This window comes from Komagataeibacter europaeus, from assembly GCF_002173515.1.
Taxonomy (GTDB): Bacteria; Pseudomonadota; Alphaproteobacteria; order Acetobacterales; family Acetobacteraceae; genus Komagataeibacter; species Komagataeibacter europaeus.
This window is the reverse complement of record NZ_CP021467.1, coordinates 3,034,702-3,058,258: the sequence shown is the minus strand read 5'-3', so window position 1 is coordinate 3,058,258 and position 23,557 is coordinate 3,034,702. Positions and strand designations below refer to the sequence as shown.

Genomic DNA, 23,557 nt, shown 5'->3' with positions numbered 1-23,557 from the left:
GTTACGTTCAAAAGAAAACCGTCAGACGCATCTGGTCCGTCATGTCGCCTTTCGGCCCGCGTGGCCTGCGGGTCATACGTGGGATCATTCCCTTCCTTTTACCCGTCGCGGGCTGGCCTGCCATCATGTCCAGCCCGCCGACGTGGCTCAGGATTCCCCGTTTTCTTCTTCGCGCTTGCGCAGCAGGGCTTCACGCAGGCTGGGCTTGGGGATCAGACGATCCGTAGCCCGTCCACCCAGCGTCATGAAGACTTCCGTCAGGGTCGGGGAGTTGTCCGTCGGGGCCGACGGCCGTCCCGCGCTCTTGTTCCATGTATTCTTGTCTAGTTTGGTCATCGTGGTCACCTTGGAAACAGGTTTGGGAACAGGCGGTGATGTCGGCACCGGGGGGGATTGGAACAACCGGGCCATCTGGGTCCGGTCACCTGCCTTGGCGAAGAAGAATCCAGGCCCCGTCGGGCGCTGTCCACGACGCTGCTGCGCCTTGGGTACGGGGGCCCAATCATCTGTCGCGGTAACCACCGGTTCAGGCGCTTCAACCGTGAAGGGCGCTGACTGCACCGGCGCCGGACGTGGCCGCACGGGGGTGGCCGGCACTTCGGTAAATGGCGGCAGGCCACGTCGTTCCTGTCCACCCGCCTGCACCACATCCGCTGCCGGAGCAACGGGTTTCGACTGCGGCGCCGGACGCACCACGGTTTCCGGCGGCGGAGGTGGTGGTGGTGGGGGCGGCGCAACCGTTTCGGCCACAGGCGGCTGGGGCGTATGCACGACTTCCGGCGCGACCGGCGGCGGCGCGGGGGCGGGCGCAACCGTTTCAACCACAGGCGGCCGGGGCGCATGCACGACTTCCGGCACGACTGGCGGCGGGGGTGGTACGGGCGGCGGAGACGCTACAACCGGCGGCACCACAGGTTCCGGCTCAGCGGCAGGAGCAGGCTGTTCCGGTTCGGCATAATGATCCTGGGTGTAGGCATGCATGTCCTCATGGACGGACTCTTCCGGGTCCGCCACGGGCATATCCCGCACGAGCGAGCGGAAGGAACGGTAATGGAACCCTTCCCCGCTCAGACCATAGCCAGCCGTAAGCATACGGGCCACATCCTGTGGATTGTCCATGTCTACGTCAGGGCGAGGTGGCTGCGCCCCTGCTGCTTCATTATCGGCTGAACTCACATCCCACCTCCCTCGGCACGGGCGATATAAACCAGCAATGTAAGCGCTGCGGAATAATAATCCGGCGCGTGGTCCAGCGTGGGCAGTTCCCCTGCCGATGCCAGACCCGAACACGACGCAACGGCCAGATAGCCGGGAGGCGCATTATAGGGCGATCGCGAACCATTTGTCAGGTCCACCCAACCCGGCAGCGCCGATGCGCCGAAATGGTTCCAGAAACGGGTGAAATCCGCCAGCAGGTCCGGCGACAGCATATGCGCCCAGTAAAGGTAGAGCGGCACGCGAATCGCATCATAGGAGAAACGTGGCGGCCAGCCCTTGGCAATTGAAAAAGCGCCCGTCTGCCGATTGATCGACAGCCAGTCCGGCGGAAGCTTCCATTCCCCGAATCGTCCCTGGGCAATAATGCGCAGCCCGTTTTCCATTACGGTCTGCCACCGGGCATCGGCCGTCAGCTCAAACGCCTGCATGAGCGAGGGCATGACATAATAGGACAGGTTGAGGGTGACCGCTTCCTTGGTGACGAATCCGGTCGCGCCAGGCAACAGCACTTCGTAAGGACCGACCTTCATGGTCATGAGCTTAAGCACATCGGCGTAGATGGCCATAGCATCCTGAATATAGTCAGCCCGCTTCCAAAGCTTGCCGGCCCGCGCCAGGCCAAGCGCAATCAGCAGATCGCCATCGGTGGCGTTGTTCTTGTCCGCGACCGGTGGATTATGCCCGTCCAGATAGCGCCAGGAAAACAGGGCATCGGTCTTGTGCTGGAGATTGGTGCGCGCCCACACCCATATTGCCTCGAACGCTGCCTGGTCACCGGCGGAGGCAGCGAAAAGCATGCCATAGCCCTGCCCCTCGCTATGGGATTCGCCACTGTTCCCCGTGTCAACGATACGACCATCGGGGCGGAAATATTTACTGCGGAAAATGGCCCACTGCTGGCTCACCGGCGTGCTGTCGCCCGCTTCAGCCGTGGAAACAAGCGGAATGCTGCCTGCTGCCGCCATGACGGACAGAAAGGACCGACGCCCCATCCCGGATACATGTTTCTGCAGCTTCATAAAATCCAACAGCATTGATCACCACACACTTCAGAAATCCGAACCGATGCAACCGCAGGCGGGAACTGGTGTTCAATTCCACACCCGGTCGCATCCAATGACGCCTTAGTCGCAAACTCCCCCATCCTGCAACCCGGACACCGTCACCACGAAACGGACTTTGTTACGGAAGATGAGCATACCGTCTTACCTCCCGGTGGCGAAACAGCCACCAGCGTCCTTACGGACCGGAAAGGCGGGGAAGTTGCATTTTTATCACGTCAGGCCCGCAGGCACCCCCAAAATCCTGTTGATTATTCCTGCAAAAATCAAAAGAGAAATATGGAAAATGGCCAGTGCCAATATGCTGCCATCCTTCCCGAAATTAAAAGATGGAAAATATTTTTAAATTTCAGGGCGCCTTGACCTGAATCAATGCTTTTCATTCAAATCGTACAGGAATCGATATAAGATGCCTTTATTATATATTAATATGAAAAGCATCGCCATGCCATAGCCTGATCGCTCTTCAATAAAAAATAACTATTTAAAAATATTACGCGCCATACGAACAAAGCCGCCGCATGCCGTTTCTTTTCTTCGACAACCACGGGGATGGATGAAGTCCACCGCCCCCCATCCATATGCACTGACGGCAGGAAACCCGCGGGCCATCCCGGCGCATGCCGCCAGTTCCGGCATCATTTCATGGTCGATATAAGCGCCCGCCCAACCGGAAAATTCCAGGTTGCCGCGCATGACGATTGCCCGGCTACGGCCCTGTCGTACCGCATGCGTCAGCACATCCAGCCATATCCGGGTCAGCAACGAATGCAGTCCATGAAAAAAGCCATCACTGCATGAAGGGTCATCACGCATGGGCTGACCATCCACGGGTCGAATATTTTCATGTGTGGACCGGTCAGGTTAAGTGATGATTTCCACCATATCACGCATACATCCTGAACCCATGAACGCGGGGCAACAGCCCCGATACCTGCTACATGGTCACAATTCAGGAAAATGATGGTAACTGGCCAGCCACCACGGAAAAGCTATGGCAGGATATCTGGCGTCCCGTACGGGATTCGAACCCGTGTTGCCGCCGTGAGAGGGCGGTGTCCTAGGCCTCTAGACGAACGGGACAAAGGCCGGTGCCGCGTTCTATGCGATCACCCGTGAGGATGCAAGGAAAGAATTGCGGGCCGATCCATCAGGAGCGGCCAAGAACCAGCCGGGCCACGATACGCCGACCGGACGGATCCCACACCACCACACGGTCCGCAACGCCACCGCCGGTCAGAACCACCGCCAGCAGTCCATCCGCCCGGGCCGTCACGGCCTGCACATGCGTGCCCGGCGCTTCATCCACCACCAGATCCCCCGCCGCGTCCGCGCCAGCGACAACCGGCGGGGCCGCAACCGGCCCCGCCACGGTCGTCGCCGGTGTGGCCACCGGGTGCATCATGCGGTGCACCAGCACGCCAACCAGCGCCAGCGAGCCAATGAACAGCAAAACCCCCATGCCGATCACCGCCGCAAGCAGCGCGCGCGATCCCTGTTTTTCCATTATGTGCTTTCCGTTCCCGAATACCGTTTTTTCCGATAGACACATGCCATGAATGACACCGCCCCCCCTGCCCCTGTCATCGCCACCGCCGACGACGCAGGCCAGCGCACGGACCGCTTCATGGCCAATGCGGTCGAAAGCCTTTCGCGCTCACGCGTCAAGTCGCTTATGGAAAGCGGACACCTGTTGCGCAGTGGCGCCCCGCTGCGTGATCCAGCGGAACCCGTGCGGGCAGGCATGTGTTATGAAATTCACATCCCCCCCGCAATCCCCACCACGCCACAGGGGCAGGATATTGCGCTGGACATATTATATGAAGACCGCGACCTGATCGTGCTGGACAAGCCCGCGGGCATGGTTGTCCACCCCGCGCCGGGCAACGAGGACGGCACCCTGGTCAACGCCCTGCTGGCCCATTGTGGCGAAGGGCTGACAGGCATTGGCGGGGAAAGGCGGCCGGGCATTGTCCACCGCCTGGACAAGGACACATCGGGCATCATGGTCGCGGCCAAGACCGAAATGGCGCACCAGGCGCTTTCCCTCGCCTTTGCCGAACGCAGGATCGACCGGGCGTACCAGGCCATCTGCTGGGGCATCCCCACGCCTGCCAACGGATCGTTCAATGGCGCGATCGGGCGCGACCGGCGCGACCGCAAACGCATGGCGGTGATTGCAAATGGCGGCGGCAAGGTGGCGCTGACCCATTACCGGGTGCTGGACACGTTCCATGGCGGCCTTGCCCATGTGGAATGCAAACTGGCGACTGGACGCACCCACCAGATCCGGGTCCATTTCGCCCATGCCGGGCACGCGCTGGTGGGCGACCCGGTCTACCTGCGCCGGATTCCGGCCGCCGCCCGTGGCCTGCCGCCCATGGCAAAGGACGCGGCGCTGGATTTCCCCCGTCAGGCGCTGCATGCGCGCAGGCTGGGATTCGTCCACCCCCGCACGGGTGAGCAGATGCTGTTCGAGACCGCGCCACCGGAAGACTTTCGCCTTCTGCTGTCCGGTATTGCCTGATCTGCAGGCATATTCGTTGACATGGCAGGGCCAGATGCCTATGTTCGGTGATTGTTCGCCGGGGCCGACGCCCCCAGGCTAACTGGACGTCCTGTATAAAACTGCCCATGACGGGGGTCATATACAGGGACGTGAGATGTCCAGTCGTGCGTCTATCAGAGATGACGAATGCAACCCTTCCGGTCACGGTTACGTTAGACCGGATCAAGGCTGTCCCGTCCCTCTGGAACAGGAGTCCGTTACAATGGCCTCTTCTGCTTCTGCTCTTATTTCCGGTCCCGAAAACAACCTGTCCAAATACCTTCGGGATATCCGCAAGTTTCCCATGCTCTCCCCCGAGGAGGAGCTTCGTCTGTCGCGCCGCTGGAAAGACAAGGGCGATACCGAAGCCGCGCATAAGCTTGTCACCTCCCACCTGCGTCTCGTCGCCAAGATCGCCATGGGCTATCGTGGCTACGGCCTGCCGGTGGGCGAACTGATCAGCGAAGGCAACATCGGGATGATGCAGGCGGTCCGCCGCTTCGACCCCGACCGTGGCTTCCGCCTGGCGACTTACGCCATGTGGTGGATCCGTGCCGCGATACAGGAATATATCCTGCATAGCTGGTCACTGGTGAAGATCGGCACAACCGCCGCACAGAAAAAACTGTTCTTCAACCTGCGTCGCCTCAAGGGGCAGATGCAGGCGATCGATGATGGTGACCTGCAGCCTGAACAGGTCAACAAGATCGCCCAGTCCCTCGGCGTGCCCGAACAGGACGTGGTGAACATGAACCGCAGGCTGGCCGCTCCCGACCACAGCCTGAATGCGCCGCTGCGCATGGATGGCGAGGGGGAATGGCAGGACTGGCTGGTTGATGACAACGACAACCAGGAAGAAACCCTTGCCCAGAGCGAGGAATATTCCGGCAGGCAGGCGCTTCTGGCCAACGCCATGAAGTCACTGAACGACCGTGAACGTCATATCCTGACCGAACGGCGGCTCAAGGACGAACCGGCGACGCTGGAAGAACTGTCCCATGTCTATAACATCTCGCGTGAGCGCGTGCGCCAGATCGAGGTCCGCGCCTTTGAAAAGGTACAGACCGCGATGAAGGCGGAAGTCGCGTCCCGCCGCGCGAAACACGAGGCACAGGCCGAGGCCTGACCACCCGACGACCTGCCTGATAAAAAAGCCCCGCACGCTTCTGGCGCTGCGGGGCTTTTTGTCTGTACTGGCCATAATTAAAGAAGTTTTTGGTGAAGCTTTTTTCAAAAAGCTTCAGGGAACGCCGCCTCTTTGAAAAAAGGCGGCACCCAAAAACTTCCGTTCTGTTTTAATCAGTCCTCGAACGGGTCACGCATCAGGATGGTGTCGTCACGTTCGGGGCTGGTGGACAGCAGGGTAACCGGTGCCTCGACCAGTTCCTCGATCCGACGGACATACTTGATGGCCTGCGCGGGCAGTTCAGCCCAAGACCGCGCGCCCTTGGTGCTGTCCTTCCAGCCTTCCATCGTCTCGAACACCGGGCGGATACGCTGCTGCGCACCGGGGGCCGAGGGGAAACTGGTGATCTTCTTGCCATCCAGTTCGTAACCGACGCAGATGCTGATTTCGTCCAGACCGTCCAGCACATCCAGCTTGGTCAGCGCCAGGCCGTTCACGCCACCCACGCGCACCGCGCGACGCACCAGCACGGCGTCAAACCAGCCACAACGGCGGGGACGGCCCGTTACGGTGCCGAATTCATGCCCGCGTTCCCCCAGCGTGCGGCCCATCTGGTCATGCAGTTCGCTGGGGAACGGTCCCTCACCCACACGCGTGGTGTAGGCCTTGGCAATGCCCAGAACGAAACCGATGCTGGTCGGACCAACACCCGCGCCCGTGCCCGCATTTGCCGCGACGGTATTGGAACTGGTCACGAACGGATAGGTGCCGTGGTCTACGTCCAGCATCACCGCCTGCGCGCCCTCGAACAGGATACGCGAACCACTGCGCCGGCTGTCATCCAGCAGGTCCCACACCGGAGCCATGAAGGGCAGCACGCGGGGTGCGACGGCGTTGAGGAAATCCAGCAGTTCAGCCTTGGTGAACGTATCGGCCCCAAGACCCTTGAGCAGGGTGTTGTGGTGCAGCAGCAGTTCGTCCAGCTTCCAGTCCAGCGTTTCCGGTTCGGCCAGGTCACACAGGCGGATGGCGCGACGGGCCACCTTGTCTTCATAGGCGGGGCCGATGCCACGGCCCGTGGTGCCGATCTTGCGGTCACCCCGCGCGGCTTCGCGCGCGCGGTCCAGCGCGCCATGAACGGGCAGGATCAGGGGCGCGTTTTCAGCAATCTTCAGCGTCTCGGGCGTGACCTTCAGGCCCTGCGCCGTCACGCGGTCGATTTCCTTCAGCAGCGCTTCGGGATCAACCACCACGCCATTGCCGATCACGCCCATCTTGCCCCGCACCAGCCCGGACGGCAGCAGGGACAGCTTGTAGGTCTGCTCACCCACAACCAGCGTATGGCCCGCATTATGACCACCCTGGAAACGCACGACCACATCGGCCCGGCTGGCCAGCCAGTCCACGATCTTTCCCTTGCCCTCGTCACCCCACTGGGTGCCGATCACGGTGACGTTGGACATTTCATGCTCCTTGCTATACGGCCCGACCGGGACAAAGGCGACCAGCCGGAAAAAACCTTGTTATATTAAACAGATAACAGAAATTCAGATGCCATCCACCGGCATGGGCCGACCATCAGCCACCACCAGCGCACAGGACAGGCGCCGGGCCTCGGCCCGTGCATCGGCTTCATCACCCAGCGCGCTGACCGTGGCATACCCCCCCGCACGCAGGGCCGCCCCCACTTCCGGCGGGGTCCCCCACGGCAGGAACACACGCGTCCGGCACGGCAGCGGCGGGGCCGCGCGCAGGATGATGTCAGGCCGCAGGGTCAACCCGCAGGCCGGTTCATCATTATTGGACAGGTAACGGCCACCCCGGCCCAGTTCTTCGCGCTGGCCTGCGGCATAGACGCTGACACATACGCCGGTATGGTACTGCCAGCCCCGGAATTCCACCGGATCCACCGTCAGGCGGATACCCGGCACACGCGCCTCGATCGCGGCGACGGTTGCAGCCAGACGCGCACTGTGGGCACGTACCACCGGCGGCAGGTCCACCGCTGCCAGTTCCGCCAGCGCCCCATGGGCCGGGCCGGCCGCATGCAGCAGCCGGATCAGGACCGGCGCCAGGTCGCCACCATGGCGTTCCACGGCGGCCGCATCCTTGCGGTCCAGCGCGCGCATCAGCATGCCGCGCACATGCGCATCAAAGCCCCCGGCATCCACCAGCGCGGTGGTCAGCGCGGGCATGGTCAGGTCAAAGGACACGCCCTGCACCTGCAGCGTGGCAAGGCATTCGGCCGCAAGCGCCACGATTTCGGCATCCGCTTCCGGCTGGTCGGGACCGATCAGTTCCACCCCGGCCTGCGAAATCTGGCGTTCGCCATCACCCCGGTTGCTGGCCATGAGGATACACGGCCCGGCATAGGCAAGCCGCAGGGGACGCGGCACATCAGGCAGCCGGGTCGCGGCAATGCGCGCGATCTGGGGCGTCATGTCGGGACGCAGTGCCATCATGCGGCGCGTATCGGGGTCCATCAGGCGGAAGGTCTGTTCCGCCACGGCAGCGCCCGAACCCGACAGCAGCGTTTCCTCGAATTCCAGCAGCGGCGGCGTGACGCGGTCATATCCGTGGGTGGCGAAGACGCGCATCAGCGTCTCGACCCCGGCCGCCTCGGCCTCGGCCTCGGGGGGGAGCCTGTCCACGAAGCCTGCGGGCAGCAGCGCGGGGTTGAACGGCGGGTCATCAGTCATATCGGGGGCCTATCGTGCTGCACCATCTCCACGGTGGCAGCCGGGACATGATGGATCAGACATGGAAAGCGGAAGGATCAGGCGTGCTGGCCGCGTACCTGCGCATAGGCCCAGTCCAGCCACGGCAGGACCGCCTGCAGGTCGGCGGTTTCCACCGTCGCCCCGCCCCACAGCCGCAGGCCCGGCGGCGCGTCACGGTAGCTGCCGATATCCAGCGCCACCCCTTCCTTGCCCAGCAGGGATACGATCTGCTTGGCAGCCTTTGTCTGGCCCGCATGGTCCAGCGCAGTAAACCACGGGGCGACAATACGCAGGCAGATGGCCGTGCTGGAACGGTGCGCAGGGTTGGGGGCAAGGAACTGCGCCCAGTCGGACTGCGCTTCCCACCCGGCAATGGCGGCCAGATTGGCTTCGCTGCGGGCGATCAGGCCCTTCAGGCCGCCAGCGCCTTCGGCCCATTTCAGGCCATCCAGCGCATCTTCCACGCACAGCATGGACGGCGTGTTGATCGTGTCACCCCGGAAAATACCGTCAATCAGGCCCTTGCTGTTGGTCAGGCGGAAGATCTTGGGCAGCGCGCGGGGTGCTGGCGTGGATACCAGCCGTTCCACCGCGCGCGGCGACAGGGCCAGCATGCCGTGAGCGGCCTCGCCCCCCAGCACCTTCTGCCACGACCATGTCACCACATCCAGCTTCTGCCACGGCAGGTCCATGGCGAAGGCGGCGGATGTGGCGTCGCATATCACCAGCCCGTCGCGCTGCGTGGGAATGGAGGCGTCATACGGCAGGCGCGCGCCCGATGTCGTGCCGTTCCATGTCAGCACCACGTCGCGCGCCCAGTCCACCTGCGACAGGTCGGGGATTTCACCGTAATCGGCCTTCAGCACGCGGGCATCGGACAGTTTCAGCTGGGCTATGATGTCGTTTGCCCATGTGGCGGAAAAGCTTTCGAACGCCAGCACGTCCACCGGGCGGGTGCCCAGGATGGACCACAGCACCATTTCCACCGCACCCGTATCCGACGCGGGCACGATGCCCAGCACCCAGTCATCCGGCATGCCAAGCATGGCCTTTGAACGGGTAATGACCTCGTTCAGCCGTGCGCGCCCTTCGGCCGAACGGTGCGAACGCCCCACCAGCGCATCCGACAGGGCGGAAAGCGACCAGCCCGGACGCTTGGCGCAGGGACCGGAAGAGAAGCACGGATTGGCAGGCCGTACGGACGGCTTTGCAGTAAGGGCATCAGGCAAGGGAGACATCGTCCTGTTCGCGACACGGGCAAAGGGACAGCAACACCGGGGCGGTGCGCCAGACTGGTGCGAGAGGGGGGATTCGAACCCCCATGCCTTTCGGCGGTCGATTTTGAGTCGACTACGTCTACCGTTCCGTCACTCTCGCATACAGGCAGCCCGCCCTGTGCGGGACGGAATACCACGGCAATCAGTCCAGGGACGTCTTGCGGACCCGCTATATCACACGGGCGGCGGCGGTTCCAGCCCAAGCATCAGCGCCACATTCTGCAGTGCGGCACCCGACGCGCCCTTGCCCAGATTGTCCAGCCGTGCGGTCAGCACGACCTGCCGCAGCGCGTCGTTACCATGCACGCGCAGTTCCATCCGGTCGGTGCCCGCCAGCGCGTCCGCCACCAGCTTGGCGCACGGTTCGGCCACCGTTACGCGGTCCGAACCCCGGTAATGCGCAGCTAGGGCTTCATGCAGGTCCGCAATGGCGACCCTGCCGGGCAGGCGGTCCAGATGCAGCGGCACGGACACGATCATCCCCTGCGGGAAATGCCCGACCGACGGCACGAAAACCGGCGGCTGCGCCAGACCGGCATACAGGGTCATTTCCGGCATGTGCTTGTGGCCCAGACCCAGCCCGTACAGTTCAAACGCCGGGCCGCCATCGCGCTCATGCGCTTCGATCATGCTGCGGCCACCGCCACTGTAGCCACTGACGGCATTCACGCATACGGGATAATCCGCTGGCACCAGCCCTGCCCTGACCAGCGGGCGCAGCAGGCCGATCAGCCCGGTGGGATAACAGCCGGGATTGGAAACACGGGCGGCGGCCCGGATGGCGGCAGGCTGGGCCGCATCCATTTCGGGAAAGCCGTAGACCCATGCCGGGTCGGTTCGGAACGCGGTGCTGGCGTCGAGTATGCGCGGCGCATCATCCCCCATGGCGTCTGCCATCGCCACGGCTTCCTTCGCCGCCGCATCGGGCAGGCACAGGATGACGATATCGACCGCTGCCATCATCTCCCGCCGGGCGTCGGGATCCTTGCGCCGCGCGGGGTCGATGGAACGCACGGTGACAGGCAGGTGGCGCAGGCGATGGCGGATGCCCAGTCCCGTCGTCCCTGCCTCGCCATCGATAAAGACCGTTGCCTGTCCGTTGCTGCTCATGTTCGGTGTGTCCTGATAAAAACTTCCCGCCTCGGGATGGGCGATCTATACAAAACCTGTGCCCGACCGCAATACAAACAGGCAGGACTTCCCACCCATGCACGATGCTTCTTCCGCCCTTGCCCGCCTGCTGGACATCATGGCCCGCCTGCGTGACCCGCAGACGGGCTGCCCATGGGACCGGGAACAGGACTTCGCGTCCATAGCACCCTACAGCATTGAAGAAGCGTATGAAGTCGCGGACACCATTGCGCGCGAGGACTGGGACAGCCTGCCCGATGAACTGGGCGACCTTCTGCTGCAGGTCGTCTACCACGCGCAGATGGCCGATGAAAAAGGCATGTTCGACTTCGCCACCGTGGCCCGCATGATTGGCGACAAGATGGTCCGCCGCCATCCCCATGTCTTTGGCGATGCGCCGGTGGAAGCAGGCCAGTGGGAAACGGGCAAGGCGCAGGAACGTCTGGCGCGCAACAGGGGCGGCACGCTGGATGACGTGCCGGTGGGCCTGCCCGCCCTGCTGCGCGCGCGCAAGCTGTCCGCGCGCGCGGCCCGTACCGGCTTCGACTGGGACACGGTGGGCGAGGTCGCGGCAAAGGTGGATGAGGAACTGGACGAACTGAAGGTCGAACTGGAAAGCGGCGACCGGGCGAAGATATTCGATGAACTGGGCGATGTGCTGTTCACGCTGGCAACACTTGCACGCAAGCTGGACATGGACCCCGAAGCCTGCCTGCGTCAGGCCAACGCCAAATTCACCCGCCGCTTTACCGCCGTCGAGCACGACCTCGCCGCCCGTGGCCTTGCGCTGGCGGACGTGGATGTCAAAACCATGGAAGAAGGCTGGCAGGCCGTCAAACGCCGTGAACGCGCGGCACAGCCACAGGACTGAAACCCGCGCAAACCATCAAAGGTTTTTGGTGAAGCTTTCTGAAAAAAGGCAGCACCCGGAAAGTTTTCGCTTTTTATCAGCCATTTACGCGACGGGGGTCAGCAGCAGGTCACGTAGCGCCTGCCAGCTTGCCCTGTCCGGCGCGTAAAGCAGCCCGCCGCTACGATCCGTGACACGGTAGGGCGAGCCGTCAAAATGGGCGCTGTAACCACCCGCTTCCGCATGGATCAGCCACCCCGCCAGGTGGTCCCACGGCAGGGTGCGGTTGAACAGCAGGAAGTGGCACCGCCCATCGACCAGCATCAGGTATTCATGCGCCGCACACCGGAAATCCCATGATCCCGCAACCTTGGGCAGGTTATGCGTCACCACGTCGCGCACCGGCGCGGGCAGGTAGCGCCATGATGCATTACCCGACATCTCCCGCGCGGGCACGGGGGCGGCCACATGCAGCCTGCGTTCGGCGCCCTTGCCGTCATGCAGCCATGCACCCTGGCCGCGCGCGGCCAGAACCGCGATGTCGCATACGGGATCAACAATGGCCCCGCCAATCACTTCCCCCCGCGACACGGCGGACACCATGACACCAAACAGCGGCACGCCCGCCGCATAATTGGCCGTGCCGTCAATCGGGTCGATCACGAAGGCAAGTTCCGCCGCGCCAAGGCCGTCCAGCAGGGCGGGATCAGCCGCGACCGCTTCCTCCCCCAGTACAAGGGCATCGGGCCATGCGGCCCGCAGGGCGGCGGTCAGGTCACGTTCGGTGGCTTCATCGGCCACGGTCACGATATCCAGCGGCCCGCTCTTGGCACGGATGTCGGCACGATCAAGGCAACGGAAGAACGGCATGACATGGCGCGACGCCGCCCCCCGCATCATGCCCACCACATCGTGCATGTCCGCCAGTGTGATCCGTGCCGTCATTGCAGCCCCTCCGCTATGCGTATCCGTCCTTCACCGGTGCCCATCCATGCGCCGGTACCGGCCTGTCTGCCACCCCGCCCGCAGTCACGAAACGGTCGGCACGCAGGCGTGCCCTAGTCCTGCAGGCAGGTCACGATACGGCCGAACTGCATTTCAAACCGCGCACGATTGGCAGGGGACAGGCGCACGGTCATCTCCACGCCGTCCTCCCCATCCTCGCGCTCCGTGACCTCGCCATGTTCATACAGCCACGCCATCGCCGCCCCTTCGGCCAGCGGCACGCGGTAGGCGACGACTTCCATCGCCCGCGTCATGCGTTCGTCAATCGCGGCCAGCAGGTCGGGCAGGCCGTCGCCGGTAATGGCAGAAATGACCACATTGCCCGGCCGCGCGCCCACCGCGTCACGCCCGCCCACCAGGTCGGCCTTGTTCAGCACCTCGATCACACGGGACTGCCAGTCCTGTTCGATGGTGCCATTGCGGGCCATGCCTTCGAGAACTTCGATCACATCATTGCGCTGCGATGCGCTGTCGGGATGCGAGACATCACGCACATGCAGGATGATGTCGGCTTCCGCCACTTCTTCCAGCGTCGCGCGGAAGGCCGCGATCAGTTCGGTCGGCAGGTCACTGATGAACCCCACGGTGTCGGACAGGATCACCCGCCGCCCCGATGGCAGCTGGATGCCGCGCATGGTGGGGTCAAGCGTTGCGAACAGCTGGTCCTGCGCATAGACGCTGGCCCCGGTCAGGGCGTTGAACAGGGTGGACTTGCCGGCATTGGTGTAGCCAACCAGCGCCACGATGGGGAATGGCACCCGCCTGCGGGCCTGCCGGTGCAGGCCACGGGTGCGGCGGACCTGTTCCAGTTCGCGCTTCAACCGCACGATCCGGTCGCCGATCATCCGGCGGTCGGCCTCGATCTGGGTTTCACCGGGGCCGCCAAGGAAACCGAAGCCACCACGCTGGCGTTCAAGATGGGTCCATGTGCGCACAAGACGGCTGCGCTGGTATTCCAGATGGGCCAGTTCGACCTGCAGCGTGCCCTCACGCGTGGCCGCGCGTTCGCCAAAGATATCAAGGATCAGCGCGGTCCGGTCGATCACCTTGCAGCCCAGCGCGCGTTCAAGGTTACGCTGCTGCACCGGCGTCAGGCGGGAATCAATGATGACCACGGTGATGTTGTCAGCCTTGACCGTTTCCTTGAGCGAGTCCACCTGCCCACCACCCAGCAGGGTCGCCGGCCTGCGCGCACGCAGCAGCAGCACCGCCTGACATACGACCACCAGCCCGATGGACGCGGCAAGGCCGACCGCTTCTTCCAGCCGGGCTTCGGCCGCACGGGCGTCATCATGCCGGTCGGGGCGCTCCCACGGCAGGATGACGGCGGCGCGCGTGGCGGATGGTGGCTGGGCCGCCGTCACGACGGGCTGCCATCCGTGGCTGCACGCTCCTCTGTGCCGTCGGTCTCGGTCGGGGGTTCAAACAGGCTGACCGGCGTAGCCGGCATGACCGTGCTGATCGCATGCTTGTACACAAGCTGCGTGTGGCCATCGCGCCGCAGCAGGACGGAGAAGTTGTCAAACCAGGTGATGATCCCCTGAAGCTTGACGCCATTGACCAGGAAAATGGTAACCGGCGTTTTTGACCGACGGACGTGGTTGAGGAACACGTCCTGGACATTCTGTGAAGGTTCTTTTGCCACGGCAGGGCCTTACTTGTTGTTTGTTGGGCGGAATCACACGGCACAGTCGCGTGTCATGCTACGGCGTTGCCACCGTCCGTATCACAGTTCGTTGTCTAGCAGTCATGGGCTGCATGGGCAAAAGCTCATCCCGTGTTGCGATCCTCGGACGTCACGCCAAGCTGCTTGAGCTTGCGGTGAAGCGCACTGCGTTCCATCCCCACGAATCCCGCGGTACGGCTGATGTTCCCACCGAAACGCAGCAGCTGCGCCTGCAGGTACTGGGTCTCGAACAGGTCACGGGCCTCACGCAGCGGCAGGCTCATCACATCCTCGTCAGAATCGAACTTGAGCAGCGCGGGCGCGCCATCCCCCACGGTGGAAGGCAGCATGTCGGCGCGGATCGGGTCCGTGCTGTTGCCCGGCATCATGATCAGCAGGCGTTCCATCAGGTTGCGCAGCTCGCGCACATTGCCCGGCCATTCATAACTCTGCAGCGCCGCAATCGCGTCGCCCGACAGTTCACGCAGCGGCAGGCCGGCATTTTCGGCCGCGCGGTCAAGGAACATGCGGGCCAGTTCGGGTATGTCCTCACGCCGTTCACGCAGGCTGGGAATACGCAGGGGCACCACCGCGAGGCGGTAGTACAGATCCTCCCGGAAGCGCCCCATCGCGATTTCGGACTGCAGGTCGCGATTGGTGGTGGCCAGCACGCGCACATCCACCTTGACCCGCCGCGCACCGCCCAGCCGTTCGAATGTCTGGTCCTGCAGCGCGCGCACGATCTTGCCCTGCGTTTCCAGCGGCATGTCGGACACTTCGTCCAGCACCAGCGTGCCGCCATGCGCGCGTTCCAGCACCCCGGTGCGGCGGCCCGCGCCGTCATCCCCGCCCTCGATGCCGAACAGTTCCTCCTCGAACCGGCCGGGGGCGAGGGTGGCGCAGTTGAGCGCGATGAACGGCCCTTCCGCCCGGCGGGAACTGGCGTGGATCATCCGCGCCGCCACTTCCTTGCCGGTACCCGCAAGGCCTGAAATCAGCACGCGCGACCCGGTGGGGGCCACGCGGTCGATCTGGTTGCGCACGGCGGTAATGGCAGCGCTGCGTCCTTCCAGCACGGTGCCCGAACCCGCGCGCAGGCGCAGTTCGGCATTTTCGCGCGCCAGGCGGGACGCCTCCAGCGCGCGGCGCACCACGACCAGCAGGCGGTCGGCCTGAAAGGGTTTTTCGATAAAGTCATACGCGCCATGCTGCAGGGCGGCGACCGCGGTCTCGATCGTGCCATGTCCCGATATCATGATGACCGGGATGGACGGCTCCTCCTTGTGCAGGACATTCAGGATGCCCAGGCCATCCAGCCGTGAGCCCTGCAGCCATACATCAAGCACCACCAGCGAGGGCCGACGTTCCCGGAAGGCCGCGATGGCGGAATCGGAATCCGCCGCCAGCCGCGTCTCGTATCCCTCATCAGCCAGAATACCCTCGATAAGGAGCCGGATATCCGGCTCGTCATCGACGATCAGGATTTCATGCCCCATGGTCGTCCTTTATCGGCAAAATCAATGTCGACACAGCTCCCCTGCTCCCGGCGCGATCCGCAAGCCCGATGCTTCCGCCGTGATCCTCAAGAATCTTCTTAACGATCGCAAGACCAAGTCCGGTTCCCTTGGGCTTGTGGGTCACATATGGCTCGGTCAACCGGGCGCGATCCTCGACCGGCAACCCGATTCCATCATCCTCAACGCTCAGGATGACGTTCGGATCATCCTGCTTCAATGTAATACGGATCGTGCCGATCACGCCATCCCCGCCGGCCGCCCCGACTTCGGGACGCATGGCGATGGCGTCCGCCGCGTTCTGCAAGAGGTTGGTCAGCGCCTGCCCCACCAGCCTGCGGTCACACTGGACCAGCGGGCCACGGTCGGGCAGATGGACTTCATACAGGATTTCGGGGTGCGCGTTGCGCTGCAGGATCAGGGCCTCACGCACGATGCGCGACAGGTCCTCCATGCGCATGACCGGTTGCGGCATGCGGGCAAAGGCGGAAAATTCGTCCACCATGCGCCCGATATCCCCCACATGGCGGATGATGGTGTCCACGCACTGCGCAAAGGTATCGGGATCGGACGTGATCTCGCGCAGGAAGCGGCGCTTGAGCCGTTCGGCGGCAAGCTGGATGGGGGTCAGCGGGTTCTTGATTTCATGCGCGATGCGGCGGGCGACATCGGCCCATGCCGCCTTGCGCTGCGCAACCTGCAGGGCAGTTATGTCGTCAAAGGTCACGACATAGCCATCAGCGAAATCGCCGGTCACCGTACTCTGCATTTCCGCGCCGATTCGCACCAGCAGGGTACAGGCGCGCCCGCCCGCCAGCACCTGCACCTCGCCCGTCAGTTCACGTCCGCCCTCCTGGGCGATGCGTTCCAGCATGGTGCCCAGTTCCGGCACCACATCCGTCAGGGGGCGCCCCACGCCGGCCGCCATGTCACGCTGCAGCAGTACGCTTGCGGCACGGTTGGGCAGTTCGATCATGCCGTGCGAATCCAGCCCGATGACACCGGCCGACACCCCCGACAGCACGGCCTCGGTAAACCTGCGGCGTTCGTTGATCTGGTTGGTGGCGTTGACCAGTTCCGCGCGCTGGGTCGCAAGCTGCGTGGTCATGCGGTTGAAGGCGCGTGACAGGCTGGAGACCTCGTCATCGCGCTCGCCCTCGGGCACGTTGCTGTCCAGGTTGCCCTTGCTGACCCGTTCGGATGCCAGGATCAGCAGCCCCAGCGGCCGCACGATCTGGTTGGCCAGCATGAGGCCGATCAGGATCGCCGCCCCCAGCACCAGCACGGCCACGAGGGCGAAGATCAGCACGAAGGTGAACTGGATCTTGGCCCGGTTGCCATTCAGGCGCTTGTAATCGGCCACCACCTGTTCGGTGCGGTGCATGTGTTCAAGGATATCGGGGTCCACCGGGCGTGCGATCATGAGCATGAGCGGCGGCGTATCCCCCAGGGTCACAACCGCGCGGACGGTCTTTTCATCCGGTGAATCAAGGATCGCGATTTCGTTCGTCCGCGCCATCAGGGTGGCCGCGGGCGGCGGCAGGTCCTTCAGGTTGGCCGCCCGTCCCATAAGCCCGCCCGACGCCACGACGGTATTGGTGAACGGGTCATAGACCACCGCCACGTCCAGCCCCCGCAGCGTGGCCTGCGAATCCAGCACCTGCGACAGCGCGTCGGGATCATGCAGAAGGTCGCCCCCCGACCCGGACAGCCCGTTCTGCGCGCTGACCAGGTAATTGGCCAGCGAGAACGCCTCGGTCCGGATATTGGCGTTATGTTCCTGCAGGTAGCCACGGGATGTTTCCAGCGCCTCGTTCAGCGCGGTGTTCACCCGGTCACTGAACCAGATCTGGATGCCGTAATGGAAGAACACGGCGGCGAACGTGCCCACCACGATGGTGGGCGCCACCGCGACAATGCCGAACAGCGTGACCAGCCGCACATGCAGCCGCGCCCCGGCCAGCCCGCTGCGGCGTTCGGCCACCACACGCCCGACCTTTTCCGTAAGCGACGTCGCCAGCAGCAGCAGCACGAGGAAGTTCAGGATGAACACCAGCGCCTGGATCTGCGGGTGATGGGCCAGCGACTTGCCACCCGACAGCACGACGAAGGTCGCGACCCCCAGCACCAGCGCCAGCAGCACCAGCACCAGCGCCACGTTGCGCCGTACCAGCATGTCCAGCACCCGCCGGGCCAGCCGGTAGGCCATGCTTGGGCGCGGCGTCGCGTTCATGCTCATGCGCCGCCGCGCACGACCGGAATATCCAGATCCCTGATCTTCTTGCGCAGCGTATTGCGGTTCAGTCCCAGCATGGCCGCCGCCCGGATCTGGTTTCCACGCGTGGCCGCCAGCGTCATGGTGATCAGGGGGCGTTCGACCTCGGCAATCACCTTGTCGTAAATATCGCTCAGCGGCATGCCGTCCTGCCCGGATGACAGGAAGCGGCGCAGATGCCGTTCCACCGCCTCGGCCAGTGTCTCGGCTGTTCCGCCGCCCGCGCCTTCGCCTGGTGGCGCCGTATTGCTGGCCTCCGCCAGTTCGGCGGCGATGATGTCGGCCCCTATGCTTTCCTGCGGGTGCAGCGCCGTGATGCGGCGCATGAGGTTTTCAAGCTCGCGCACGTTGCCCGGCCAGCGATAGGCCTGAAGCTGCGCCATCGCCTGATCATCCAGCACGCGCGCGCTGCCCGCGCCTTCGGCATTTTCATTCAGGAAATGCCGCGCCAGCAGGGGAATGTCCTCCACCCGTTCGCGCAGGGGCGGCAGGCGCATGGGCACCACGTTCAGGCGGTAGTACAGATCCTCGCGGAAGGTGCCCGCGCGGATCGCCTGCCGCAGGTCACGATGGGTGGCGGCGATGATGCGCACATTGGCGCGGATGGGCATGGTGCCGCCCACGGTCGTGAACTCCCCATCCTGCAGCACGCGCAGCAGGCGGGTCTGGGCTTCGGGGGGCATGTCCCCGATTTCATCAAGGAACAGCGTGCCCCCCGCCGCCTGTTCAAACCGCCCGGCGACACGGCTGGTCGCCCCGGTAAAGGCGCCGCGTTCATGCCCGAACAGTTCGCTTTCGATCAGGTTGCGCGGAATGGCGGCCATGTTGATGGCGACAAAGGGGCCGGCACGCCTGCGCCCGTAATCATGCAGCGCGCGGGCCACCAGTTCCTTGCCGGTGCCGCTTTCGCCATTGATCATCACCGTCAGGTCCGATGTCGTAAGGCGGGCGATGATGCGGTAGATATCCTGCATCACCACCGATCGCCCGATCAGCGACATCTGTTCATCCGGCTGGGCCGGGGCCAGCGGCTGCACGGGGGTGGCGGGGGTCGCCAGCGCGCGGGCGACCACCGCCAGCACTTCCTTGAGGTCAAAGGGCTTGGGCAGGTATTCGAACGCGCCGCGCTGGGTCGCCTTTACCGCCGTCATCAGCGTGGACTGGGCACTCATGACCACGACGCGCAGGTCGGGGCGGATGCGGCGGATGCGCGGGATCAGGTCCAGCCCGTTTTCATCGGGCATGACGACATCGGTGATGACAAGGTCGCCCTCGCCCTCCTCCACCCACTGCCACAGGGTGGACGCCTGGGCGGTGGTGCGGACCTGATAGCCCCCGCGCCCCAGCGCCTGGCTCAGCACCGTACGGATGGAGCGGTCATCATCAGCAACAAGAATGGTCGGCAGCGACATACGCTATAAATCTCTCAGGTCCAGTGGGGGAACATCAGGGCGTGTCCCGGCCCTCGGTCACGACGGGCAGGTGCAGCAGGACCTCGGTGCGGCCGGGCTGGCTTTCCACCTCGATCACACCGCCGTGGTCGCCCACGATCTTGCCAGCCAGCGCCAGTCCCAGCCCGCTGCCCGTGGTCTTGGTTGTCAGGAAGGGTTCGAACAGGTGCGGCCGGATGTTTTCGGGAATGCCCGGCCCGTTGTCCCGCACCGACACCAGCAGCGGCAACTGTACGCGCTGGCTGCCCGCCCCGGTGGAAACCCAGATGCCGGGCCGGTAGCTGGTGGTCAGGGTGATTTCTGGCGGGGCCGCATCATCGGGATTGGCATGCAGCGCCTCGGCCGCATTCTTCACCAGATTGAGCAGCACCTGAACCAGCTGGTCACGATTGCCCCACACCGGCGGCAGGGAGGGGTCATAGACTTCATGAAAGCGGATATCGGCGGCAAAGCCCTGCTGCGCCAGCCTGCGCACATGTTCCAGCACCCGGTGGATATTGACGGGCCTGCGTTCGATCGGCCGGTCGCTGAACATGTCCATCCGGTCCACGAGGTCGCGGATGCGGTTGACCTCGTCCTGGATCAGGACCGCAAGCTCACGGTCGGATTCGCCCACCGATGTTTCCAGCAGCTGCGCCGCGCCCCGGATACCCGATAGCGGGTTCTTGACCTCATGCGCGAGGATGGCCGCCATGCCCGCGACACTGCGCGCCGCGGACCGGAAGGTCAGCTGCCGGTCCAGCACGCGGACAGCGGAAAAATCATGGAAGGTCAGTACGACCGAGCCGGGTTCTTCCATGACCGGCGCGCCCTGCACCGTCACCCCGTCATGGCGCAGGCGGGGACTTTCCAGCGTGACCTCGTGCTCGACCACCGTATGATCCTCGGCACGGACCTGTTCCATCAGCAGGAACAGCGGGCTGTCACCGGGCAGGATGTCCGTCAGGCGCATCTGCACCAGGTGCGCGCGCGACATGCCAAAAAAAGGCTCCGCCGCGCTGTTCACGTATCCGATGGCGTTATCCGCCCGCACGACCACAACCGGCAGCGCCAGCGAGTCGAGGATCACGCGCCCGTTGCCCGTCACGTTATCGGGTGCGCAGGGCTCATGGGGGACAGGGGAAGGCTGGCCCATCCTCATGCCGCCTGTGCCGCGGCCCTTTCCGCTCCCACGGTGGACGGGCGCGGCCCGCGCGCATTGCCCGCTTCAATCTGGCGGTCATAGAATTCGTGGATCATGCCGATGACCGCATCCACCGTATCGACCCGGTTGACGGCGGCACGGAAACCCGCGGAATCCGGCAGGCCCGCCGAATACCACGACACATGCTTGCGCGCGAGGCGCAGGCCGGGATGGGCGCCGAAATGGTCGATCATCATGCCGTAATGTTCCAGCACGATGGCCTTTTCCGCCGCAAGGTCGGGTTCGGGCACGTTTTCGCCATGCACCAGCGCGCGCGCCACCTGCGCCAGGAACCACGGGCGGCCATAGCAGCCACGTCCGATCATCACGCCGCGCGCACCGGAGCGTTCCAGCGCCACGCGGGCATCTTCCACCGTCAGGATATCGCCATTGACGATAACCGGCAGGTCCACCGCATCGACCACGTTGCGCACAAAATGCCAGTCCGCCGTGCCGTTATAGAACTGCTGCCGGGTGCGGCCATGGACCGTCACCATGCGTATGCCCGATTCCTGTGCAATCCGCGCAAGCCTGGGGGCATTCAGGCTGTTATGGTCCCAGCCCATGCGCATTTTCAGTGTCACGGGCACGTCCACCGCGCGCACCACGCCCTCCAGCAGGCGGCCGGCCTGTGCCTCGTCACGCATCAGCGCGGAGCCGGCCAGCTGCCCCACCGCCACCTTTTTCACCGGGCAGCCGAAATTGATGTCGATGATATCCGCCCCGCGATCGACCGCGATCCGCGCGGCCTGCCCCATCGCTTCGGGGTCGCACCCGGCCAGCTGCACGGAATTGGGGCCGTCATCCGCCACTTCGGCCATGCGCAGGGTGTTTTCGTTTTCGCGGATCATGGCCCATGACGCGATCATTTCGGACACGACCAGCCCCGCCCCCAGCCTGCGCGCCAGCCTGCGGAACGGCAGGTCGGTCACCCCGGCCATGGGCGCCAGAATGACGGGCGCCTGAAGGACGACCCCACCCCCCAGATCAATGGGCGACAGCAGCTGAGACGACATGAACCACGCTTCCCCACCGGAACCCAGCCGCGCCCGATGGCGGCAGAAAGGCATGCCGGCTACAATATCCACCAATAATGCTTATGATTTAGGCAGAATACCCTCTCCCGCCGCCCCGTGCAATCAGGTTCGGTGCATTGGGGCAACATTTTCATGCCAGCCCATGTCCGCGCGCGGGCCGGCCTGTCCACGCTCAATGCTTGACGCGCGGGCCACATGGCCGCATTGCTCCGCATCATGCGTGTTGCAGCCATCCTTCTCGCCGCGGGCCAGGGCAGCCGGTACAGCGCCCAGACCGCGACACCCCTCGCCAAGCAGTATGTCACGCTCGGCGGGCGGCCCGTCATCCGCCACGCGGCGGATGCCCTTGCCCCCCATGTGGGCATGATCCAGCCCGTGGGCGATCCCGCCCTGCTGGCCGGTGCGCTGGAGGGGTTCGCCCCCCCCTGCTGCACGGTCCTGCCGGTCGTGCCGGGCGGAACCACGCGACAGGCCAGCGTCAGCGCGGGGCTGGACGGCCTTGACCGCCTGCCTGAAGACGAGCGGCCCGAACTGGTGCTGATCCATGACGGCGCGCGGCCCTATGTGCCAGCCGAGGTGACGCAGGGCGTGATCGCCGCGCTGGAAAAGCATGCGGGCGTCATTCCCGCCGTGCCGGTGGCCGACACCATCAAGCGCGCGAAGGACGGCATCATTACCGATACCGTGCCCCGCACCGACCTGTTCCGCGCCCAGACGCCACAGGGTTTCCGTTTCGCGCTGCTGCGTGACCTGCACCGCGCGGCCAGTGCCGCGGATGCCACCGATGACGCCGCCCTGCTGGAACAGGCGGGACACCACGTGGCCATCGTCCCCGGTTCGGAAGACAACATCAAACTGACCTACAAGGAGGATCTGGTGCGCCTGGAACGCCTGATCGGCCCGACCCTGCTGCCGCGCACCGGCACGGGCTACGACGTGCATGCCTTTGCCGAAAACCGGCCCCTGATCATGTGCGGCATCAACGTGCCGCACACGCGTGGCCTCGCGGGTCATTCGGATGCGGATGTGGGCATCCATGCCCTGTGCGACGCCATTTACGGCGCACTGGCGGAAGGTGACATCGGCCGCCATTTCCCGCCCAGCAAGAACGAGTGGAAGGACGCCGACAGCGCGCGCTTTCTGGTCCATGCGGGTGAGCGCATCCGCCAGCGCGGCGGCATGCTGGTCAATGCCGACGTGACCCTGATCTGTGAACGGCCCAAGATCGGCCCGCATTCGGAAGCGATGCGCGCGCGCCTGGCGGAACTGCTGAAGGTTGATGTGGGCCGGATCTCGGTCAAGGCCACGACCTCCGAACGCCTTGGCTTTACCGGGCGCGAGGAAGGAATCGCCTGCCTGGCCAGCGCCACGGTTCTGGTGCCCTGAGCACCAAAAAAAACGGCCCGGTGTAACGCCGGGCCGTCTTGCATTCCGAAAGAAGTTTCTGGTGAAGCCTTTTGCAAAAGGCTTCAGGGAACGCTGCCTTTTTGGAAAA

General features: G+C 64.3%; 20 protein-coding genes and 2 tRNA genes. 4 read left to right on the top strand and 18 right to left on the bottom strand.

Annotation, left to right across the window (positions count from 1 at the left end; all coding sequences use genetic code 11):
* Window positions 1-147: 147 nt before the first annotated feature.
* The 5 genes from S101446_RS14090 to S101446_RS14070 all read right to left on the bottom strand — a co-directional run bounded on the left by S101446_RS14090 (window position 148) and on the right by S101446_RS14070 (window position 3,786).
* Window positions 148-1,176 (bottom strand): endoglucanase, encoded by a 1,029-nt coding sequence (locus tag S101446_RS14090; protein ID WP_244184279.1) that lies wholly within the window; start codon window positions 1,174-1,176, stop codon window positions 148-150.
* Window positions 1,173-2,252, bottom strand: coding sequence for a glycosyl hydrolase family 8 (locus tag S101446_RS14085; RefSeq protein WP_019085253.1), 1,080 nt, complete (start codon window positions 2,250-2,252; stop codon window positions 1,173-1,175). The genes S101446_RS14090 and S101446_RS14085 overlap by 4 nt, the downstream gene beginning before the upstream one ends.
* Window positions 2,253-2,759: 507 nt before the next feature.
* Window positions 2,760-3,095: a hypothetical protein gene (locus S101446_RS14080; RefSeq protein WP_157684853.1), complete on the bottom strand. Its 336-nt coding sequence runs from the start codon at window positions 3,093-3,095 to the stop codon at window positions 2,760-2,762.
* A 191-nt stretch (window positions 3,096-3,286) separates the two neighbouring features.
* Window positions 3,287-3,362: transfer RNA gene (locus S101446_RS14075), tRNA-Glu, on the bottom strand.
* Between the two features lie 67 nt (window positions 3,363-3,429).
* A complete protein-coding gene (locus S101446_RS14070) occupies window positions 3,430-3,786 on the bottom strand; it encodes a hypothetical protein (RefSeq protein WP_087608622.1) in 357 nt (118 codons plus the stop codon).
* Window positions 3,787-3,834: 48 nt separating this feature from the next.
* Here S101446_RS14070 and S101446_RS14065 point away from each other — a divergent pair, with 48 nt between their 5' ends.
* Both S101446_RS14065 and rpoH read left to right on the top strand, forming a co-directional pair.
* Window positions 3,835-4,806 (top strand): RluA family pseudouridine synthase, encoded by a 972-nt coding sequence (locus S101446_RS14065; protein WP_087608621.1) that lies wholly within the window; start codon window positions 3,835-3,837, stop codon window positions 4,804-4,806.
* 244 nt (window positions 4,807-5,050) lie between these two features.
* The gene (rpoH, locus tag S101446_RS14060) at window positions 5,051-5,953 is read left to right on the top strand and encodes an RNA polymerase sigma factor RpoH (RefSeq protein ID WP_010507067.1); all 903 of its coding nucleotides are present in this window, start codon (window positions 5,051-5,053) and stop codon (window positions 5,951-5,953) included.
* 173 nt (window positions 5,954-6,126) lie between these two features.
* Here rpoH and S101446_RS14055 read toward each other — a convergent pair whose 3' ends face one another.
* From S101446_RS14055 to argC, 5 genes are all read right to left on the bottom strand, one after another.
* A complete protein-coding gene (locus S101446_RS14055) occupies window positions 6,127-7,416 on the bottom strand; it encodes an adenylosuccinate synthase (RefSeq protein ID WP_087608620.1) in 1,290 nt (429 codons plus the stop codon).
* A gap of 84 nt (window positions 7,417-7,500) precedes the next feature.
* Window positions 7,501-8,652 (bottom strand): ATP phosphoribosyltransferase regulatory subunit, encoded by a 1,152-nt coding sequence (locus tag S101446_RS14050; protein ID WP_087608619.1) that lies wholly within the window; start codon window positions 8,650-8,652, stop codon window positions 7,501-7,503.
* A 77-nt stretch (window positions 8,653-8,729) separates the two neighbouring features.
* On the bottom strand, window positions 8,730-9,911 hold the full coding sequence (locus S101446_RS14045) for a phosphoserine transaminase (RefSeq protein WP_167376445.1): 1,182 nt from the start codon (window positions 9,909-9,911) through the stop codon (window positions 8,730-8,732).
* Window positions 9,912-9,966: 55 nt separating this feature from the next.
* Window positions 9,967-10,050, bottom strand: a tRNA-Leu gene (locus S101446_RS14040).
* Window positions 10,051-10,124: 74 nt separating this feature from the next.
* The gene (gene argC, locus S101446_RS14035) at window positions 10,125-11,060 is read right to left on the bottom strand and encodes an N-acetyl-gamma-glutamyl-phosphate reductase (protein WP_087608617.1); all 936 of its coding nucleotides are present in this window, start codon (window positions 11,058-11,060) and stop codon (window positions 10,125-10,127) included.
* A gap of 97 nt (window positions 11,061-11,157) precedes the next feature.
* Between argC and mazG the strand changes: the two genes are divergently transcribed.
* Window positions 11,158-11,952: a nucleoside triphosphate pyrophosphohydrolase gene (gene mazG, locus S101446_RS14030; protein ID WP_010507071.1), complete on the top strand. Its 795-nt coding sequence runs from the start codon at window positions 11,158-11,160 to the stop codon at window positions 11,950-11,952.
* Between the two features lie 84 nt (window positions 11,953-12,036).
* Here mazG and S101446_RS14025 read toward each other — a convergent pair whose 3' ends face one another.
* From S101446_RS14025 to dusB, 8 genes are all read right to left on the bottom strand, one after another.
* Window positions 12,037-12,876, bottom strand: coding sequence for an inositol monophosphatase family protein (locus S101446_RS14025; RefSeq protein WP_087608616.1), 840 nt, complete (start codon window positions 12,874-12,876; stop codon window positions 12,037-12,039).
* 113 nt (window positions 12,877-12,989) lie between these two features.
* The gene (gene hflX / locus S101446_RS14020; RefSeq protein ID WP_010507076.1) at window positions 12,990-14,300 is read right to left on the bottom strand and encodes a GTPase HflX; all 1,311 of its coding nucleotides are present in this window, start codon (window positions 14,298-14,300) and stop codon (window positions 12,990-12,992) included.
* Entirely contained in the window at window positions 14,297-14,581 is a 285-nt protein-coding gene (hfq, locus tag S101446_RS14015) for an RNA chaperone Hfq (RefSeq protein WP_087608615.1), read from the bottom strand. Before hfq ends, hflX begins: the two co-directional genes overlap by 4 nt.
* Window positions 14,582-14,706: 125 nt before the next feature.
* Window positions 14,707-16,098: a nitrogen assimilation response regulator NtrX gene (ntrX, locus tag S101446_RS14010; RefSeq protein ID WP_010507080.1), complete on the bottom strand. Its 1,392-nt coding sequence runs from the start codon at window positions 16,096-16,098 to the stop codon at window positions 14,707-14,709.
* The gene (locus S101446_RS14005) at window positions 16,088-18,355 is read right to left on the bottom strand and encodes a sensor histidine kinase NtrY-like (RefSeq protein ID WP_010507082.1); all 2,268 of its coding nucleotides are present in this window, start codon (window positions 18,353-18,355) and stop codon (window positions 16,088-16,090) included. The genes ntrX and S101446_RS14005 overlap by 11 nt, the downstream gene beginning before the upstream one ends.
* A complete protein-coding gene (gene ntrC / locus S101446_RS14000) occupies window positions 18,352-19,803 on the bottom strand; it encodes a nitrogen regulation protein NR(I) (protein ID WP_019085241.1) in 1,452 nt (483 codons plus the stop codon). The genes S101446_RS14005 and ntrC overlap by 4 nt, the downstream gene beginning before the upstream one ends.
* 34 nt (window positions 19,804-19,837) lie before the next feature.
* Window positions 19,838-20,977: a two-component system sensor histidine kinase NtrB gene (locus S101446_RS13995; protein WP_010507086.1), complete on the bottom strand. Its 1,140-nt coding sequence runs from the start codon at window positions 20,975-20,977 to the stop codon at window positions 19,838-19,840.
* A gap of 2 nt (window positions 20,978-20,979) precedes the next feature.
* On the bottom strand, window positions 20,980-22,041 hold the full coding sequence (gene dusB, locus S101446_RS13990) for a tRNA dihydrouridine synthase DusB (protein ID WP_182356385.1): 1,062 nt from the start codon (window positions 22,039-22,041) through the stop codon (window positions 20,980-20,982).
* A 237-nt stretch (window positions 22,042-22,278) separates the two neighbouring features.
* Between dusB and ispF the strand changes: the two genes are divergently transcribed.
* On the top strand, window positions 22,279-23,448 hold the full coding sequence (gene ispF, locus S101446_RS13985; protein WP_087608894.1) for a 2-C-methyl-D-erythritol 2,4-cyclodiphosphate synthase: 1,170 nt from the start codon (window positions 22,279-22,281) through the stop codon (window positions 23,446-23,448).
* Window positions 23,449-23,557: the final 109 nt, after the last annotated feature.